16 protein-coding genes are annotated in these 18,031 nt (G+C 71.4%); 6 read left to right on the top strand and 10 right to left on the bottom strand.

Annotation, left to right across the window (positions count from 1 at the left end):
- Positions 1-112: 112 nt before the first annotated feature.
- Together EAD89_RS01450 and EAD89_RS01445 are read right to left on the bottom strand one after the other, a co-directional pair.
- Entirely contained in the window at positions 113-1,177 is a 1,065-nt protein-coding gene (locus EAD89_RS01450; protein WP_121674401.1) for a HAMP domain-containing sensor histidine kinase, read from the bottom strand.
- Positions 1,174-1,839, bottom strand: a complete 666-nt coding sequence (locus tag EAD89_RS01445) for a response regulator transcription factor (protein WP_121674400.1) — start codon at positions 1,837-1,839, stop codon at positions 1,174-1,176. The genes EAD89_RS01450 and EAD89_RS01445 overlap by 4 nt, the downstream gene beginning before the upstream one ends.
- 237 nt (positions 1,840-2,076) lie before the next feature.
- Between EAD89_RS01445 and EAD89_RS01440 the strand changes: the two genes are divergently transcribed.
- From EAD89_RS01440 to EAD89_RS01430, 3 genes are read left to right on the top strand one after another with little or no spacing between them, the layout of a single operon-like run.
- Positions 2,077-3,354, top strand: coding sequence for a GAF domain-containing protein (locus tag EAD89_RS01440; protein WP_121674399.1), 1,278 nt, complete (start codon positions 2,077-2,079; stop codon positions 3,352-3,354).
- Positions 3,355-3,402: 48 nt separating this feature from the next.
- A complete protein-coding gene (gene adh / locus EAD89_RS01435) occupies positions 3,403-4,908 on the top strand; it encodes an aldehyde dehydrogenase (protein ID WP_121674398.1) in 1,506 nt (501 codons plus the stop codon).
- Entirely contained in the window at positions 4,905-5,252 is a 348-nt protein-coding gene (locus tag EAD89_RS01430) for a DUF779 domain-containing protein (RefSeq protein ID WP_121653971.1), read from the top strand. Before adh ends, EAD89_RS01430 begins: the two co-directional genes overlap by 4 nt.
- Before the next feature lie 154 nt (positions 5,253-5,406).
- Here the strand turns inward: EAD89_RS01430 and EAD89_RS01425 are convergent, their stop codons facing one another.
- From EAD89_RS01425 to EAD89_RS01390, 8 genes are all read right to left on the bottom strand, one after another.
- The gene (locus EAD89_RS01425; RefSeq protein WP_233578101.1) at positions 5,407-6,168 is read right to left on the bottom strand and encodes a G5 domain-containing protein; all 762 of its coding nucleotides are present in this window, start codon (positions 6,166-6,168) and stop codon (positions 5,407-5,409) included.
- A 222-nt stretch (positions 6,169-6,390) separates the two neighbouring features.
- Positions 6,391-7,404 carry an agmatinase gene (gene speB, locus EAD89_RS01420; protein WP_121674396.1) on the bottom strand — a complete coding sequence of 338 codons (1,014 nt, stop codon included), beginning with the start codon at positions 7,402-7,404 and terminating at the stop codon, positions 6,391-6,393.
- Entirely contained in the window at positions 7,401-8,603 is a 1,203-nt protein-coding gene (locus EAD89_RS01415) for a saccharopine dehydrogenase family protein (RefSeq protein WP_121674395.1), read from the bottom strand. The genes speB and EAD89_RS01415 overlap by 4 nt, the downstream gene beginning before the upstream one ends.
- A complete protein-coding gene (locus tag EAD89_RS01410) occupies positions 8,603-10,024 on the bottom strand; it encodes an FAD-binding oxidoreductase (protein WP_121674394.1) in 1,422 nt (473 codons plus the stop codon). Before EAD89_RS01410 ends, EAD89_RS01415 begins: the two co-directional genes overlap by 1 nt.
- Complete coding sequence (locus EAD89_RS01405; RefSeq protein WP_121674393.1) at positions 10,021-10,863, bottom strand: ABC transporter permease; 843 nt, start codon at positions 10,861-10,863, stop codon at positions 10,021-10,023. Before EAD89_RS01405 ends, EAD89_RS01410 begins: the two co-directional genes overlap by 4 nt.
- On the bottom strand, positions 10,864-11,778 hold the full coding sequence (locus tag EAD89_RS01400) for an ABC transporter permease (RefSeq protein WP_121653913.1): 915 nt from the start codon (positions 11,776-11,778) through the stop codon (positions 10,864-10,866). It abuts the gene before it with no gap.
- Entirely contained in the window at positions 11,775-12,926 is a 1,152-nt protein-coding gene (locus tag EAD89_RS01395) for an ABC transporter ATP-binding protein (protein ID WP_121674392.1), read from the bottom strand. The genes EAD89_RS01400 and EAD89_RS01395 overlap by 4 nt, the downstream gene beginning before the upstream one ends.
- Before the next feature lie 4 nt (positions 12,927-12,930).
- Positions 12,931-14,115, bottom strand: coding sequence for a spermidine/putrescine ABC transporter substrate-binding protein (locus EAD89_RS01390; RefSeq protein WP_121653911.1), 1,185 nt, complete (start codon positions 14,113-14,115; stop codon positions 12,931-12,933).
- Positions 14,116-14,321: 206 nt separating this feature from the next.
- Here EAD89_RS01390 and EAD89_RS01385 point away from each other — a divergent pair, with 206 nt between their 5' ends.
- The 3 genes from EAD89_RS01385 to EAD89_RS01375 all read left to right on the top strand — a co-directional run bounded on the left by EAD89_RS01385 (position 14,322) and on the right by EAD89_RS01375 (position 17,940).
- The gene (locus EAD89_RS01385) at positions 14,322-14,834 is read left to right on the top strand and encodes an Lrp/AsnC family transcriptional regulator (protein ID WP_089017637.1); all 513 of its coding nucleotides are present in this window, start codon (positions 14,322-14,324) and stop codon (positions 14,832-14,834) included.
- Between the two features lie 362 nt (positions 14,835-15,196).
- Positions 15,197-16,543: an aspartate aminotransferase family protein gene (locus EAD89_RS01380; protein WP_121653910.1), complete on the top strand. Its 1,347-nt coding sequence runs from the start codon at positions 15,197-15,199 to the stop codon at positions 16,541-16,543.
- 14 nt (positions 16,544-16,557) lie between these two features.
- Positions 16,558-17,940 (top strand): FAD-binding oxidoreductase, encoded by a 1,383-nt coding sequence (locus tag EAD89_RS01375; RefSeq protein ID WP_121674448.1) that lies wholly within the window; start codon positions 16,558-16,560, stop codon positions 17,938-17,940.
- Positions 17,941-18,031 lie beyond the last annotated feature (91 nt).

The raw sequence follows: 18,031 nt of genomic DNA, 5'->3' as shown, positions 1-18,031 counted from the left end.
CTCCTTCGGTCGAGGCTGGCGCCGGTTCGGTCCGCACAGCTGGTCGTTTTCGGGCACGCCGGAGGCAGGGATGCCGCGAGACGCGGACCCTTGGGCTGGTGGGTTCTGGGTGCTAGGGCGGGGTGGGTAGCTGCACGTCCACCCGCAGGCCGCCGTGCTCGGCGGGTCGGGCCGCGATGATGCCCTCGTGCGCCTGGGTGATCGAGCGGGCGATGGCCAGGCCGAGGCCGGCCCCGCCGCCGTGCGAGGTGCGGTCCCGGGCGAGGCGGCGGAACGGCTCGAAGAGGCTGGCCACCGCCTCGGCCGGCACGGGCTGCCCGGTGTTGACCACGGACAGCGCGGGCGTGCCGCCGACCGTGACGGTCAGCGAGCCGCCGCGCCGGTTGTACTTGATCCCGTTCTCCACCAGGTTGGTGACCAGGCGTTCCAGCAGCACCCGCTCGCCGACGACGACCCGGGGCGTGAGGTGGCTGTCGATCGTCACGGCGGCGTCCCGGGCGCGGTCCAGGTACCCGGTGAGCACCGAGGTGACGATCTCGTCGAGCCGCTGCGGCGTACGCGAGCGCAGTCCCTCCTCGCACTCGCTGAGCGCGAGCAGCCCCTCGATCAGCCGCTCGTTGCGCTCGTTGGTCTCCAGCAGCTGGCCGGTCAACAGCTCCAACTGCTCAGCGGTGAGCGACCGGGCCATCCCGACCTCGATTAGCGTCCGCTGCACCGCCAGCGGAGTGCGCAGCTCGTGCGAGGCGTTCGCGGCGAACCGCCGCTGCCCCTCGTACCCGGCGGAGACCCGCTCCATCATCTCGTCGATCGCCCGGGCCAGCCGGGCCAGTTCGTCGCTGCCGCGGGGCCGGATCCGGTGGCCGAGGTTCTGCGGGCCCAGGTGCTCGATCGGCCCGGCCAGGTCGCGGACCGGACGCAGGCACCACGCCGCACCGAACCAGAGCGCCACGAGGGTGGCCAGGACCACGACCAGCACGGCCCCCACGGGCAGCACGAACGCGCTCTGGCGTACCGACCCGCAGACGTCCAGCAGACCGGGCACGGGCAGGTCGCAGAGCTCCTGGCCACGGAACCAGATCAGCCCCGCCAGCCACCTGCCGACCGTCGGCAGGAGCGGCCCGGCCAGCAGGGCCAGCAGGCCCACCAGCAGCACCCGGCGACGGGGGGTCCAGCTCACGCCGGGCCGCCGAGCCGGTAACCGGCCTTGGGCACGGTGTGGATGACCGCCGGGTCGCCGAGCTTCTTGCGCAGGGTCATCACGGTGACCCGTACGGCGTTGGTGAACGGGTCGGCGAACTCGTCCCAGGCCTGCTCCAGCAGTTCCTCGGCGCTGACCACCTGCCCGGCGGCACGCAGCAGCACGTGCAGCACGGCGAACTCCTTCGGGCTCAGCGCCAGCGGGCGGCCGTCCCGGGTGGCCACGTGCCGGGCCACGTCCAGCACCACACCGTCCCGTTCGAGCACCGGCGGGAGCGCCGGGGTGGACCGCCGGCCGAGGGCCTGCACCCGGGCGACCAGTTCGGCGAACGCGAACGGCTTGGTCAGGTAGTCGTCCGCGCCGAGGTCCAGACCTGCCACCCGGTCCCGGATGCCCGCCGCCGCGGTGAGCAGCAGCACCCGGGTGCCCACCTGGGAGCCGGCGATGCTGCGGCACACCTCGTCACCGGTGTGCCCCGGCATGTCCCGGTCCAGGACCGCGACGTCGTACCGGTTCACCCCGATCCGCTCCAGCGCACCGTCGCCGTCGTAGCAGACGTCGACGGCCATCGAGAGGCGTCGCAGCCCCTCGGCCACCGTGTCCGCCAACAACCGCTCGTCGTCCGCCACCAGCACCCGCACGCTTCCGCTCCCCGTGGTTCAGCTCGTCCGGCATACCGTCGCAGGCCGGGGTTAAGGGTTCTGTAAGCACCCGCCGAGCCATCCTCCACCGCACCGCCCGCCGGACAAACCAGTGCAAGCCAGGCTGCGTCGGCTTCGTCCCCACGCCATGCTCCTTGCGCCATCCGTCCCCGGGAGACCGGGCGGTTGGCGATCGAGGGTGAGCTGCGTCACGATGGGGGCCGAGGAGGTCGCCCGATGGCTGACCCGTGGCTCGCCCTGGAATTCGGCGTCGATCCGGCGGAGCGGATCGCGCAGGTCGGCGCCGCCCACGAGGCGTTCCTCGCCGCCGGCGCCGCACCGCACCGGGTGCGGGAAGTGGTCCGCCGCTCGTGGGAACGGTCGGCGCGGCTCGACCCGGAGGCCACCCCGCCGATCGACCTGACCGACGACGCGCTGGCGGGCTATCGGGCCGCTCACCCGCTGGCCCGGGTGCTGCCGCTGTTCCGGGACCTGTTGGGCGGCATCGCCCAGGACGGCGCGCACCTGATGGCGGTCTGCGACGCGTACGGGCGGCTGCTCTGGGTGGAGGGCCACCCGGGGGTGCGCCGGCACGCCGAGCGGATGAACTTCGTGCCCGGCGCCCTGTGGGACGAGCGGCACGCCGGCACCAACGCCCCCGGCACCGCGCTGGCCGTCGACCACAGCGTGCAGATCTTCGCCACCGAGCACTTCAGCCGGCCGGTGCAGCGCTGGACCTGCGCCGCGGCCCCGATCCACGACCCGGCCACCGGGCGGCTGCTCGGCGCCGTCGACATCACCGGCGGCGACCACCTGGCCAACCCGCACAGTCTGGCGCTGGTCCGGGCCACCGCCCGGGCCGCCGAGGCGCAGCTCGCCACCGACCGACCGGTGGAGCCCGGCGTCGCCACGGTGACCGCGCTCGGCCGGGACGAGGCGGAGCTACGGGTCGACGGGCGACGGCTCCGGCTCGGCCGACGGCACAGCGAGCTGCTGGTGCTGCTGCTGCACCATCCCGAGGGACGTACCGGCGAACAGCTCGGCCTCGACCTGTACGGAGACGACCGGCTGCACCCGGTCACCCTGCGCGCGGAGCTGTCCCGGCTACGCCGGGTGCTCGGCCCCGAGCTGCTTGACTCCCGCCCGTACCGGCTGCGCGGCACCGTCCGCGCCGACTTCACCACCGTCGCCGACCGGTTGGACCAGGGCGATCCGGCGGGCGCGCTCGACGCGTACTCCGGGCCGTTGCTACCCGGCTCGGACGCGCCGGGAGTGACGCGACTCCGCCGGCTCATCGACGGCCAGCTCCGCGCGGCCGTGCTGGCCACCGCGGACCCGGCGCTGCTCGCGGCCTGGACCGCGACGTCCGCCGGGGCCGACGACCTGACCGCGTGGCAGGCCCTGGCGCGGGCGTTGCCCACCGGCGCGCCACGCCGGCCGCTCGCGCTCGCCCGCATCGACCAGCTCGCCGGGGAGTACGACCTACCGCGCGCAACGTGGCTGCAACGTTCCTGAAACTACCGTCGCCGTCGGCACACCCGCACAACGACGGCGGAGGTAACCATGACGCGCTACGACGCGCCCACCCACTGGCAGTCCCGTTACGACCACTTCATCGGCGGCGAGTACGTCAAGCCGCACGGTGGCGACTACTTCGAGAACCCGACCCCGGTCACCGGGCAGACCTTCACCGAGGTGGCCCGGGGCACCGCCCCGGACGTCGAGAAGGCCCTGGACGCCGCGCACGGCGCCGCCGACGCCTGGGGGCGCACCTCGGTGGCCGAGCGGGCGCTGATCCTCAATCGCATCGCCGACCGGATGCAGGAGAACCTGGAGTCGCTGGCCATCGCCGAGACCTGGGAGAACGGCAAGCCGATCCGCGAGACGATGGCCGCCGACATCCCGCTGGCCATCGACCACTTCCGCTACTTCGCGGGGGCGATCCGGGCGCAGGAAGGCTCGCTCGGCGAGATCGACGACGACACCATCGCGTACCACTTCCACGAGCCGCTCGGCGTGGTCGGGCAGATCATCCCGTGGAACTTCCCGATCCTGATGGCCACCTGGAAGCTGGCGCCCGCGCTGGCCGCCGGCAACGCCGTGGTGCTCAAGCCGGCCGAGCAGACCCCGGCATCGATCCACTACTGGCTGTCGCTGGTGGCGGACCTGCTGCCGCCGGGCGTGCTCAACATCGTCAACGGCTTCGGCGTGGAGGCCGGCAAGCCGCTGGCATCCTCGGCACGGGTGGCCAAGGTGGCGTTCACCGGTGAGACCACCACCGGGCGGCTGATCATGCAGTACGCCAGCGAGAACATCAAGCCCGTCACCCTGGAACTGGGCGGCAAGAGCCCGAACATCTTCTTCGACGACGTCAGCGCTGCTTCCGACGAATTCCTGGACAAGGCGCTGGAAGGCTTCACCATGTTCGCCCTCAACCAGGGCGAGGTCTGCACCTGCCCGTCACGGGCGCTGATCCAGCAGGGCCACTACAGCGACTTCCTCGCCGCGGCGGTGGACCGCACGAAAGCGATCGTCGCCGGGCATCCCCTGGACACCGACACGATGATCGGCGCGCAGGCCTCCAACGACCAGTTGGAGAAGATCCTGTCCTACCTGGACATCGGCCGGCAGGAGGGCGCCAAGGTGCTCACCGGTGGCTCCCGCGCGGACCTGGGCGGCGAACTGTCCGGCGGGTACTACGTCGAGCCGACGATCTTCGAGGGCGACAACTCGATGCGGGTCTTCCAGGAGGAGATCTTCGGCCCGGTGGTCTCGGTGACCTCCTTCGCCGACCTCGACGACGCCGTGAAGACCGCCAACGACACCCTGTACGGGCTGGGCGCGGGCGTGTGGACCCGGGACATGAACACCGCGTACCGGGCCGGGCGGGCCATCCAGGCGGGCCGGGTGTGGACCAACTGCTACCACGCGTACCCGGCGCACGCCGCGTTCGGCGGGTACAAGCAGTCCGGCATCGGCCGGGAGAACCACAAGATGATGCTGGAGCACTACCAGCAGACCAAGAACCTGCTGGTCAGCTACTCGACCCAGAAGCTCGGCTTCTTCTGATGTCCGTCGTCTCCGTGACCCCCGCGGCGGCCGACCTGATCCGGTCGCTGCGGGGGCGGCACGGGCCGCTGATGTTCCACCAGTCCGGCGGCTGCTGCGACGGCAGTGCCCCGATGTGCTACCCGGCGGGTGAGTTCCGTACCGGCTCGTCCGACGTCCTGCTCGCCTCGCTCGTCGTGGACGGGGTGCCGGAGCCGGTCGAGTTCTGGATGTCCACCGCCCAGTGGGAGCTGTGGAAACACACGAGGCTCACCGTCGACGTGGTCCCGGGCCGAGGCAGTGGCTTCTCCCTGGAAGCCCCCGACGGCCTCCGCTTCCTCATCCGCTCCCACCTGGCCGCCTAGGTCACCCCTTACCAGCGGCGTGGGCAGCGGAGGCATGCCGCGCTGGAGAGCGTGATACCTCTGAGGCATAAATATGACTCAGAGGTATCACGCTCGAAACCCAGTCCCCCGCCGCACGAGATGACGCTGCGTGACCGTTGGGCGCGCCGCGGGATCAGTCGCAGCCGTAGCCGTCGTTGTCGCGGTCCAGGTCGTAGATGTCGTCGCCGATGACCCTGACCGGGCCTGTGACGTAGGCGGGGCCGTTGCCGCTGCCGGGCTTGCAGTCGACGTCGCTGGCGATCGGGACGCAGCCGCTGTAGTTCGGGTCGCACGTCGCCTGCTGCGGTTTCTTGGTGCCGACGGCGACGACCTGGGTCACCGGTTGCTTCGTCACGACGGACTTGACCAGCTTCTTGGCCGTCCGCACGCCGTCGGTGGTGGTCACCTCGTAGGTCAGCGTCTTCACACCGTTGACGCCCTTGGTCCGCACGACCCGCTTGCCCTCGGCGAGGGACGAGTCCTTGACAGTCCGCTGGCCGTACCGGATGGTGGCTCGCTCCGTCACGGTGGTCACCTGCACCACGGGCGCGGCTGCGGCGCTGGACGCGGCTGCGGCGCTGGACGGGGCTGAGGTCGGCGAGGGAGCGGCGGGAACAGAGGGTTCGGCGACCGGCGACACCTCCTGCGCGGGGGCTTCCTCGGTCGGCTCGGCGGGCGCCGCCACGATGGGCTGCTGCGGTTGCTCGGCCGCGGTGCCGGTCCGGGTGGGCTCCGGATCGCCGACCAGCGCGCCGACGATGGCGGTACCGGCGCAGCAGAGCAGCAGGAACGACAGGGCAACCGAGCCGAGGATCACGGCCACGCGGCGGCCCGGGCTGGCCCGGCGGAACCAGTTCGGGGCGGCGGGCGGGCGGGGCGCGGGCGGCGGATACATCGTCACGGCGATGAGTGTCGTCGCAATCACGACGTGCAATATCCACCGTAGCGCTCGTCACCTGCGCCGTTCGCTCCCTCGCCGCTGATCGAGGGGCGAAGCCCCGCCGCCCGACCGTTTCTGGCCGGCGACGGGACGACATGCCTGGCCTCCGCTCGGCCGGACCGGGCGGGGCCGATCGTGCGGCCCCACACGGGCATCAACGCCGCGAATCACCGTTTATCAGCGGGCGTCCAGGAGAGGCTGTCGCGGGTTCCACGGTGGACCGCCGGCCGCGTCTCGTCGGCGGCGCGCGATCGCCGAGAGCGCCTCCAGGACCACGCGGTTGCCCAGGTACGCGGTGATGTCGGCGTGGTCGTACGGCGGGGCGACCTCGACCACGTCCACCCCGACGACGGGCAGCTCGTAGCAGACCCGGCGGACCGCGTCGAGCAGTTGCCGCGAGGTCAGGCCGCCCGGCTCGGGCGTGCCGGTGCCGGGCGCCATCCCCGGGTCGACCACGTCCACGTCGACGGAGAGAAACACTCCCTCGCACTCGTCGACCGCGATGGCGAACGCCTCGGTGAGGCACGGGTCGAGGCCACGAGCGACCAGCTCGGTCATCTCGTACGACCGCATCCGCTGCTCCGCCATCCAGGACAGGATGTCCGGGCCGGGCCAGTAGCCGCGCAGCCCGATCTGGAGGAACCGGTCGCCGCGTACCGCGCCGGACTCGATGAGCCGGCGCATCGGCTGGCCGTGCCCGTGCAGCGAGCCGAACTCGATCTCTCCGGTGTCGGCGTGCGCGTCGAAGTGCACCAGCGACACGCGCCCGTGCCCGTGCTGCCGGGCCACACCGGTGGCGTCCGGCAGCGCGATGGAGTGGTCCCCGCCGAGCACCACCGGGATGGCGCCGGAGGACGACACGGCGTACACCGCGGCTTCCAGTGCCCCCAGCGAACGTTCGATGTCCCCGGAGAACATCTCCACGTCGCCGGCGTCGTACACCCGCAGGTCGCGCAGCGCGTCGACACGCAGGGCGAGCGACGGGCGGGAGCCGTCGTGGGCCAGGTAGCAGGCCTGGCGGATCGCCGACGGCCCGAACCGGGTGCCGGGCCGGTGCGAGGTGCCGCCGTCGAAGGGAGCACCGACGATCACCACGTCGGCGTCGGCGTACGACCCGGCGTCGTCGAGCGCGCACCGGTCCACGCCCAGGAAGGTGACGTCCGGCCCGTACATGGCTCCGTAGCGGCTCATCGCTCCTCCATCCCCCATGGCGACCCGTAGCCGGCCAGCAGGTCGAGGAACGGCACCGGGGGCAGCGCCTCCGGGCCGAGCACCCCGACGCCGGACCAGGCGCCGCCGGCGAGCAGTTCCAGCGCGACCACCGGGTTGACCGCCGTCTGCCAGACCACTGCCTGGTGACCGTACTCCCGCATGGACCACTCGTTGTCGACCACGTGGTACAGGTAGACCTCCCGCGGCTGCCCGTCCGGGCCCAGGCCGCGCACCCACGTGCCGGCGCAGGTCTTGCCGCGCATCCGCTCACCGAGGGTCGCCGGGTCGGGCAGGCAGGCGGCCACCACGTCGCGCGGGGACACCTGGACGCCGCGCACGTTGACCGGCGCCGTCGAGTCGAGCCCGAGCTTGTGCAACGTCCTGAGCACCTCGATGAACTCCTCGCCGAGGCCGTACTTGAAGGTGACCCGGCGGGCCTTGACCCAGCGCGGGATGAGCAGCACCTCCTCGTGCTCCACGTTGACGCACTCGACCGGCCCGATCCCGTCGGGGAAGTGGAAGACCTCCGGCTCGCTGAACGGCTCGGTGGTGTACCAGCCCCGGTCCCTCTCCCAGATCACCGGCGGGTTGAGGCACTCCTCGATCGTCGTCCAGATGGAGAACGAGGGCGCGAAGTCGTATCCGTCGACGGTGAGGTTCGCCCCGTCCCGGACGCCGATCTCGTCGATCTCGCTGAACAGCTCGTCGGCGGCGTACCGGGCGAAGACGTCGGACAGGCCGGGCTCGACACCGATGCCGCACAGCGCCAGCCGGCCGGCCGCGGACCAGTCGTCGGAGAGCGCGAACTGCGCGTCGCCGAGCATCACCCCGGTCTCGGCGTACGGGCGGGACGGGTGCGGGTGTGACAGCGACATCGCCATGTCCAGGTAGTCCGCGCCGGCCGCGAACGCGCCGTCGAAGATCGGCATGACGAAACGCGGATCGACGGCGTTGAGCACGTGGGTGATCCGGTGCTCCCGGCAGAGCGCGGCGACCGCCTCGGCCGAGGACGCGTCCACCTGGGCGGCGACGAAGCGGTCCCCGTGCCCGGCGACGGCGCGCTCGGCGCGACCCGGGTCGTGGTCGGCGACCACGATGGTCTCGAAGAAGGAGCGTCGGGCGGCGATGGCTACGGCGGCGGAGCCGACGCCACCGGCGCCGACGAGCAGGACACGCATCAGGAATCAAACCCCAAACCGAGACGATCGAGAGTACGGAGCCAGAGGTCGCGCCGGCCCTCGCGCGCGTCGGCGCGGGCCAGTGACCAGCGGGTGAGATTGATGCCGACCGAGCGGACGGGTTCCGGTGGGAACGGCAGTGGCTTACGGCGGACCAGATCGAGCCCGGTCAACGGGGTGTCCCCGCCGTCCAGCAGGTCGAGCAGCACCCGGGCGCCGAAGCGGGTGGCGCCCACGCCGAGACCGGTGTAGCCGGCCGCGTACGCCAGCCGACCGCCGTACGCGGTGCCGAAGAACGGGCAGAACCGGGTGCAGGTGTCGATGACGCCACCCCAGCGGTGGCTGAAGCGCACGTCGGCGAGCTGCGGGAACGTGGTGAAGAAGTGCTCGGCGAGAGTCGTGAAGGTGGCCTCGCGCTGCTCCAGCTCGGGGGCGACCCGGTTGCCGTAGTGGTAGACCGCGTCGTAGCCGCCGAAGAGGATCCGCCCGTCCGAGGTGATCCGGTAGTAGTGGAACTGGTTGCCGGTGTCGGCCAGCCCCTGCCGGTTGCGCCAGCCGATCGCGTCGCGTTGGGCCGGGCTGAGCGGCTCGGTCATCAGCACGTGGTCGTAGACCGGCACCAGGTACGCCCGCAGCCGGCGCAGCAGCGGCGGGAAGGCGTTGGTGGCCAGCACCACCCGCCGGGCCCGCACCGACCCGGGCGCGCCGTCCGACCCGCCGGCGGTCCGCGCGTGCAGCGCGGGGCCGTCGGCGCGCAGCCCCGTCACCCGCGTGTGCTCGTGCACCCGGACGCCGAGGTGGAGGCAGGCTCGGCGCAACCCCCACGCCAGCTTCGCCGGGTCCAGCATGGCCACCCGGTCGGCGTCGAACATCCCGCCCAGGTACGTCGGCGAGTTCACCTCGGCGCGCACCTCGTCCCGGTCCAGCAGCCGCACCCGGTGGCCGTACCGGCGGGCCAGCTCCGCGTCGTCGGCGAGCCCGGCCAGTTGGTACGGCTCGACGGCGACCGCCAGCTCGCCGGTGCGCTCGAAGTCGCAGTCGATGTCGAACTTCGCGACCGTGGCGGCGATGGCGTCCAGGTTCTCCCGGCCGAGGCGTTCCAACTCACCGACTTCGTCGGGGAACCGGTCGACGCCGTTGGCCAGGCCGTGGGTGAGCGAGGCGGCGCAGAACCCGCCGTTGCGCCCGGACGCGGCCCAGCCGCAGGTGCCCGCGTCGACCAGCAGCACGTCACGGTCGGGGTCGGCCTGCTTGGCCAGCAGGGCGGCCCAGAGCCCGCTGTACCCGCCGCCGATCACCAGCAGGTCGGCGGTCCGCGGGCCGGTGAGCGGCGGCAGCGGGTCCGGGCGGTCCGGACGGTCGAGCCAGTACGGCACGGGGGCCGCGTCGGCGAGCGCCCGGCCGGTGTGCGGAAGGGTCATGACGACCGACGGGCCGGATGAGCCGGGGCCGGACCGGCCAGCAGATCGGCGCGGCGGGCCCGCCGCCCCCGCAGCGAGCTGAGCCCGACCAGCAGCAGCGCGATCGCGAACATCGCGGTGCCGATGACGTTGACCTGCGGTGGGATGCCCCGCTGGGCAGCGCCCCAGACGTACATCGGGAACGTGACGGTGGTGCCGGCGTTGAAGTTCGTGATGATGAAGTCGTCGAAGCTGAGCGAGAAGGCCAGCAGCGCGGCGGCCACGATGCCGGGCAGCACCAGCGGCAGGGTGATCCGCCGGAAGGTCTGCCACTCGCTGGCGTAGAGGTCCATGGCGGCCTCCTCCAGCCGCCGGTCCATCCCGGCCAGCCGCGCCTTGACGGTCACCACCACGAACGAGACGCAGAACATCACGTGCGCGATGACGATCGTCCAGAAGCCCAGCGGCACCCCGGCGGAGACGAAGAGCGCCAACAGCGAGGTGCCCATCACCAGCTCCGGGGTCGCCATCGGCAGGAAGATCAGCACGTTGACACCGGAACGACCGCGGAAGCGGTGCCGGACCAGCGCGAACGCCATCAGGGTCCCGAGCACGGTGGCGACCACCGTGGCGATGAAACCGATCTGCACGCTGCGGACAACCGCGTCGCACATGTCCGACGTGGCGCACGGCTGACGCCAGTTGTCCAGGGTGAACTCGTTGAAGTCGTACGACAGCCGGCTGGACGGACGGTTGAACGACAGCCCGGCCACCACCAGGATCGGAAGCGCCAGGTAGCCGAGCACCAGCAGCGCCACGATCATCACCCAGCGGTCGGCCAACCAGCGGGACACTCTCATCTAGAGCACCTCCTCCGTGCCGGCCCGACGGAGGTAGCCGAAGACCACCGCGAGGATCGCCGCCATCAGCAGGAACGACAGCGCGGCGCCCTGCGGGTAGTCCAGCCGGACCAGGAACGCCGAATCGATGACGTTGCCGATCATGTACTCGTTCGGGGTGCCGAGCAGCTCGGCGTTGATGTAGTCGCCGCTGGCCGGAATGAAGAACAGCAGCGTGCCGGCGACCAGGCCCGGCATGGACAGCGGCAGCGTCACCCGGCGGAACGCCTGCACCGGGCTCGCGTACAGGTCGCTGGCCGCCTCCAGCAGCCGGTGGTCCAGCCGCTCCAGGCTCGCGTACAGCGGCAGCACCAGGAACGGCAGGAAGTTGTACGTGAGGCCGAGCACCACCGCGAACGGGGTGGCCAGCAACCGGCCGTCCGGGGCGAGCAGGTGCACGTCGCGCAGCACGCCGACCAGCGCGCCGTTGTCCGACAGGATGGTCTTCCAGGCCAGCGTGCGGACCAGGAAGCTGGTGAACATCGGCGCGACCACGCAGACCAGCAGCAGGTTCTTCCAGCGGCCGGCCTTCTGCGCGATGGCGTACGCCAGCGGGTAGCCGAGCAGCAGCGCCAGCACCAGGGCCACGCCGGCGTAGCCGAACGAGCGCAGGAACTGCGGCCAGTACGCCTGCAACACGTCCGGGTAGTTGCCGAACGCCCAGGTCATCGCGTACCCGGTGGAGAGCGAGCCGCTGGGGTCGTAGAGGCTGGCCGCGGCGAGCTGCAGCAGCGGCACGCCGAAGAAGATCAGCAGCCAGGCCGCGCCCGGCAGCAGCAACAGGTACGGCAGCAGGCGGTGCCGCCCGGACCGGGCTGCCGGCGGCGTGGGCGGCGGCTGGCCCGATCCCGTCGGCACCTGGGCCAGGACGGTCACGACGACGCACCCACCGGCTCGTCGACCACCGGCGCGGTCCGGTCGCTGTCGGCGGCGTCCCGGGGCAGCAGGAACGCGTGCCGCGGATCCCAGTACGCGACGGCCTCGCTGCCGACCGGCACCTGAGCCACCGCTCCACTGTTGGCCGTGAAGACCGACAGCTCGGTGCCCCAGCCGGTCCGCAGCAGGTACTGCGTGCTGACGCCGACGTAGGAGGCGTCGGTGACCACCCCGGTCACGTGTTGCTGGCCGGCGGGCACCTGGTCGGCGGAGCCGACCAGCTGCAGCTTCTCCGGGCGTACCCCCAGGTGGACCGGGCCACGGTCGGCCCGGGCGCGGCCGGCGGGCACCGAGAACCGCGCGTCGTGTGCCGTCACCGCCACCTCGCCGCCGGCGGTGCCGGCGGCCTCGCCGGCGAGCAGGTTGGACTGGCCGAGGAAGTTCGCGACGAACGCGGTGGCCGGGAACTCGTAGATGTCGGCCGGCGCGCCGAGCTGCTCTATCCGGCCGGCGTTCATCACGGCGACGGTGTCGGCCATGGTCATGGCCTCCTCCTGGTCGTGGGTGACGTGCACGAACGTGATGCCCACCTCGGTCTGGATCCGCTTCAGCTCGATCTGCATCTGCCGGCGCAGCTTCAGGTCGAGCGCACCCAGCGGCTCGTCGAGCAGCAGCACCTGCGGCTGGTTGATCAGCGCACGGGCCAGCGCCACCCGCTGCTGCTGGCCGCCGGAGAGCTGTGCCGGGCGGCGGTTGCCGTAGCCGTCGAGCTGCACCAGCGACAGCATCCGCAGGACCTCGTCGTCGACCGAGCGGATGCCGCGCCGGCGCAGCCCGAACGCCACGTTCTCGAAGATGTTCAGATGCGGAAAGAGCGCGTAGCTCTGGAACACGGTGTTGACCGGCCGCTTGTACGGCCGCAGCCGCGCGATGTCGCGGTCGCCGAGCAGCACCTGACCGCTGGTCGGCTCCTCCAGGCCGGCGATCATGCGCAGCGTGGTGGTCTTGCCGCAGCCGGACGCGCCGAGCAGGGCGAAGAACGAGCCCTGCGGAACGGTCAGGCTGAGGTCGTCGACGGCGGTGAAGATGCCGAACCGCTTGGTGAGGTTGGCCAGGCGCAGGTCGCCGGCCGGTGTCTCGCGCGTCATTCCGTCACGCCCCGATGACCTGCTGGAACTTGCCCTCGTACTCCTTCTCCTGCTTCTCGTCCAGGGCCATGAACACCTTGGACTTCGACAGCAGCGCCTCATCGGGGAAGATCAGCGGGTTGGCGGCCAGCTCGGGGTCGATCTTCTCCATCTCGGCCTGGGCGCCCTTGACCGGGCAGATGTAGTTGACGTACGCGGCGAGCGTCGCGGCGACGGCCGGCTCGTAGTAGTAGTTGATGAGCGCCTCGGCGTTGCCCTTGTGGGTGGCCTTGTTGGGGACCATCATGTTGTCGCTGAACAGCATCACGCCGGAGTCGGGCGCGACGAACTGCACCTTCTCGTTCTCGCTGGAGAGCTGGATGACGTCCCCGGACCAGCCGATGCACGCGGCGATGTCACCCTTGGCCAGGTCGGGTGCGTAGTCGTTGCCGGTGAACTTGCGGATCTGCCCGGAGTCGACGGCCTTCTTCAGCTTGTTGAGCGCGTCGTCGAACTGGGCGGTGGTGAAGTTGGCCGGGTCGTGCCCGTTGGAGCCGAGCAGCAGCCCCATCGTGTCGCGCATCTCGCTGAGCGCGGTCACCTTGCCCTTGAGATCGGGACGGGTGAGCAGCTCGTCGACGGTGCGCAGCTCCTTGGTGACATCCCCGTTGTACGCCAGACCGGCGAGGCCGGACTGCCACGGGATGGAGATCCGGTTCTCGGGGTCGAAGGAGCGGTTGAGCAGCGACGGAAGCAGATTGGCCTGGACGTTCGGGATCTTCGCCGGGTCGAGCTTCTGGATCCAGCCGAGCCGGATCATCCGGGCCGCCATCCAGTCGGTCAGCACGATGAGGTCCCGGTCCGTGCTCTGGCAGGCCGCCAGCTGGTTCTGCACCTTGCCGAAGAACTCGTTGTTGTCGTTGATGTCCTCGGTGTACGTGACCTGGATGCCGGTCTTCGTGATGAACCCGTCCAGGCTGGGTCGCTTGGACTCGTCCTTCTCGTCCACGTCCATGTACTGCGGCCAGTTGGAGAAGGCAAGCTTCTTCTCGGTGCCGGAGAGGTCTTCGCTGACGCAGCCGGCCTCGGTCTGCTGCGCGCCCTTGGTGCCGCAGCCGGCGAGGCTGCCGCCCGTGGCGAGGAGCGCGGCCGAACCGAGAGTGCCGGTGAGCAGTCCACGCCGGGTGAGGGGCCGGAGGGGAGTACGCATGACGACTCCTAAAGGGTCATCGTCGGCGGGCGGGACGGGGGTGGCGCGCCGGCGGGAGGGTCAGGTGCCATGGACGACTGATCCTGACATGAGGTGACCTTCCTTACAAGGGATTCCGTTGCGGTGTTAGCGATGCACGACGAAATACGCCAGACTGCGCGAGGACACACGCGCGACATCACGATTCAGGACATGGGGAGCGGACGATGACGAACCGGCAGCACGAGAACGGCAACGGCGGCCGACGCGTCGCTGTCCGTGAAGGCGCCAATCACGCTCTGCTGGACGACGTGGCCAAGCGGATCATCGAACAGCTCCAGGAGGACGGCCGCCGGCCGTACGCCACCATCGGCAAGGCGGTCGGGCTCTCCGAGGCGGCGGTTCGTCAGCGGGTACAGCGGCTGCTCGACTCCGGCGTGATGCAGATCGTCGCGGTGACCGATCCGCTACAGCTCGGCTTCCCCCGCCAGGCGATGATCGGCCTGCGTACCGACGGCGACCTGGAGGCGGTGGCCGACCGGCTGGCCGAGCTGGAGGAGGTCGACTACGTGGTGATCACGGCCGGGTCGTTCGACCTGCTCACCGAGGTGGTCTGCCGCAACGACGACCACCTGCTGGAGATCCTGCAACGGCTGCGCGCGGTACCCGGCGTGCTGTCCACAGAGGCGTTCGTCTACCTCAAGCTGCGCAAGCAGACCTACACCTGGGGTACGGCCTGACGCGCACGCCGTCCCTTGATCCACTCGACTTTCCGGAAGTCGCGGTGTCCACGCCGCGCCGACAGCCCGAATTCCTTGATCCCGAGTGGATCAGCACCCCAACATCGGCGAAACGGAGTGGATCGTGGCCGACGAACAACGGATCACCCGGCAGGCCCACCCGGCCGACAATCCACCAACCTGACAGGCCGACCGCGGCGTGCGGATTCCGTCGCGAGTAAGGCAGCTTATCGCTGAATCCGTCGCCATGCCGCCCAACTACCATCGATCACACTTGCTTTCACGGGTCGTGCTGTGCGATAACCGTGGGCAGAGCGGCCGGCGTCACCCCTTGGACCGGCCCGACGACCGATGGGGCTGACATGGCCAACGCCACCGACCACCTCTGGATGCACTTCACCCGGATGGCGAGCTACTCCGCCGGCGAGGTGCCGACCATCGTGCGCGGCGAGGGCGCGTACGTGTGGGATGCGCAGGGCCGCCGCTACCTGGACGGGCTCGCCGGGCTCTTCGTCGTCAACGCCGGCCACGGCCGCACCGAACTGGCCGAGGCGGCCGCCAAGCAGGCCGGCGAGCTGGCGTACTTTCCGCTCTGGTCGTACGCCCACCCCAAGGCCGTCGAGCTGGCCGAGAAGATCGCGTCACTCACCCCCGGCGACCTGAACCGGGTCTTCTTCACCACCGGCGGCTCCGAGGCCGTCGAGGCGGCGTGGAAGCTGGCCCGGGCCTACTTCAAGCGCACCGGCCAGCCCAACAAGCACAAGGTGGTCAGCCGGTACATCGCTTACCACGGCACCTCGATGGGCGCGCTGTCGATCACCGGCCTGCCCGGGATCAAGAGTGACTTCGAGCCGCTGGTGCCCGGCGGGATCAAGGTGCCGAACACTAACTTCTACCGGGCGCCCGAGCACGGCGACGACCCCGAGGCGTTCGGCCGCTGGGCCGCCGACGAGATCGGCCGGGCGATCGAGCGGGAGGGGCCGGACACGGTCGCCGCGGTCTTCCTGGAGCCGGTGCAGAACTCCGGCGGCTGCTTCCCACCACCACCCGGCTACTTCGAGCGGGTACGGGAGATCTGCGACGCGTACGACGTGCTGCTCGTCTCCGACGAGGTGATCTGCTCCTGGGGGCGGCTCGGCGAGTACTTCGGCGCCGTGCGCTACGGCTACCAGCCGGACATCATCACCACCGCCAAGGGCATCACCTCCGGGTACGCCCCGCTCGGCGCGATGATCGCCAGCGACCGGCTGATGGAGCCGTTCCTCACCGAGACCGGCATGTTCGCCCACGGGGTGACCTTCGGTGGCCACCCGGTCTCCTGCGCGGTCGCCCTGGCCAACCTGGAGGTCTTCGCCCGCGAGGACCTGGTCGGTCACGTACGGGCCAACGAGAACGCGTTCCGGTCCACTCTGGAGAAGCTCAACGACCTGCCGATCGTCGGCGACGTGCGCGGCGACGGCTACTTCTACGGCATCGAGCTGGTCAAGGACAAGACGACCCGGGAGACCTTCGACGAGGCCGAGTCGGAGCGGCTGCTGCGCGGCTTCCTCTCCACCGCGCTGTTCCAGGCCGGGCTCTACTGCCGGGCCGACGACCGGGGCGACCCCGTCGTGCAGCTCGCCCCGCCGCTGATCGCCGAGCAGCGGCACTTCGACGAGATCGAGCAGATTCTACGAACGGTGCTCACCGAGGCGTGGGCACGGCTCTGACCGGCGGTGCGGCCGTGACGTCCCACTATCGGGAGCTGTCGTACTGGTTGTCCACCCTGGACGAGCCGCTGACACCTCGGCCCGCGTTGCCCGGTGACGCGGACGCCGACGTGGTGATCGTGGGCGCCGGGTACACCGGGCTGTGGACGGCGTACCACCTGGCCCGGGCGGACCGGGCGCTGCGGATCATCGTGGTGGAGAAGGAGATCGCGGGGTACGGCGCGTCCGGCCGTAACGGCGGCTGGTGCTCCGCGCTCTTTCCCACGTCGCTGACCGGCCTGGCCCGCCGGCACGGCCGGGACGCGGCGGTCGCCATGCAGCGGGCCCTGCACGAGACGGTGCGCGAGGTGGGCCGGGTGGTCGCGGCGGAGGGCATCGACTGCGACTGGGCGGACGGCGGCACGGTCACCCTGGCCCGCACCGGCCCGCAGCTCGCCCGGGCCCGGGCCGCCGTGGACGAGGCCCGCGCGTTCGGTTTCGGCGCGGAGCACCTGGCGCTCCTCGACCCCGGCGAGGCCGCCGCCCGCTGCGCCGCCGAGGGGGTACGCGGTGGGACGTACACCCCGCACTGCGCGGCGGTGCACCCGGCGAAGCTGGTCCGCGGCCTGGCCCGGGTGGTGGAACGTCTCGGGGTCACCATTCACGAGCGGACCGCGGTCACCGCGGTCCGGGCCGGCGCGGCGGTCACCGCGGCCGGCACGGTACGAGCGCCGGTGGTGGTCCGGGCGACCGAGGGGTACACGCCCACGCTGCCCGGTCAGCGCCGCGCCGTGGCGCCGGTGTACTCGCTGATGGTGGCCACCGAACCGCTTGCGCCCGAGACCTGGGAGCGGATCGGACTGGCCCGCCGGGAGACGTTCTCCGACCACCGACACGTGATCATCTACGGGCAGCGCACCGCGGACGGTCGGCTGGCCTTCGGCGGGCGTGGCGCTCCGTACCATTTCGGGTCCCGGGTCTCCCCCGGCTACGACCGCGAGCCACGGGTCTTCGCGGCTCTGCGGCGGACGCTCGGGGAGCTCTTCCCGGCGCTCGGCCCGGATGTGCCGGTGACGCACACCTGGGGAGGCCCGCTGGGGGTGGCCCGGGACTGGGCGGCCTCCGTCGGCTTCGACCGGGCGAGCGGGCTGGCCTGGGCGGGCGGCTACGTCGGGGACGGGGTGGGTTCCAGCAACCTCGCCGGCCGCACCCTGGCGGACCTGATCCGGGGTGAGCGCACCGAGCTGACCGCCCTGCCCTGGGTGAACCACCGCTCCCGCCGCTGGGAGCCCGAGCCGCTGCGGTGGCTGGCCGTCAACGCCGCCCTACGCGTGCTGACCAACGCCGACGCGACGGAAATCCGCACCAACCGCCCCTCCCGCCGCGCAACAACCCTCTCCCGCCTCCTAGGCAACTGACCCCACCGGCGCTCGTACCGTGCCGGCCGCGGTGACCGCCGCGCCGGCCCGGACCGCGGTGACCGCGGTCCGCTCGTGAATGGTGACCCCG

Source organism: Micromonospora sp. BL4, assembly GCF_003667505.1.
Taxonomy (GTDB): Bacteria; Actinomycetota; Actinomycetes; order Mycobacteriales; family Micromonosporaceae; genus Micromonospora.
Note: the sequence above shows the minus strand (reverse complement) of the source record. Positions and strands in the feature narration are given on the sequence as shown.

Coding starts and splice junctions, on each gene's coding strand:
- EAD89_RS01440 (WP_121674399.1), top strand. CDS start 2,077: ATGGCTGACCCGTGGCTCGCCCTGGAATTCGGCGTCGATCCGGCGGAG.
- adh (WP_121674398.1), top strand. CDS start 3,403: ATGACGCGCTACGACGCGCCCACCCACTGGCAGTCCCGTTACGACCAC.
- EAD89_RS01425 (WP_233578101.1), bottom strand. CDS start 6,168: ATGTATCCGCCGCCCGCGCCCCGCCCGCCCGCCGCCCCGAACTGGTTC.
- speB (WP_121674396.1), bottom strand. CDS start 7,404: ATGAGCCGCTACGGAGCCATGTACGGGCCGGACGTCACCTTCCTGGGC.
- EAD89_RS01415 (WP_121674395.1), bottom strand. CDS start 8,603: ATGCGTGTCCTGCTCGTCGGCGCCGGTGGCGTCGGCTCCGCCGCCGTA.
- EAD89_RS01410 (WP_121674394.1), bottom strand. CDS start 10,024: ATGACCCTTCCGCACACCGGCCGGGCGCTCGCCGACGCGGCCCCCGTG.
- EAD89_RS01405 (WP_121674393.1), bottom strand. CDS start 10,863: ATGAGAGTGTCCCGCTGGTTGGCCGACCGCTGGGTGATGATCGTGGCG.
- EAD89_RS01395 (WP_121674392.1), bottom strand. CDS start 12,926: ATGACGCGCGAGACACCGGCCGGCGACCTGCGCCTGGCCAACCTCACC.
- EAD89_RS01390 (WP_121653911.1), bottom strand. CDS start 14,115: ATGCGTACTCCCCTCCGGCCCCTCACCCGGCGTGGACTGCTCACCGGC.
- EAD89_RS01385 (WP_089017637.1), top strand. CDS start 14,322: ATGACGAACCGGCAGCACGAGAACGGCAACGGCGGCCGACGCGTCGCT.
- EAD89_RS01380 (WP_121653910.1), top strand. CDS start 15,197: ATGGCCAACGCCACCGACCACCTCTGGATGCACTTCACCCGGATGGCG.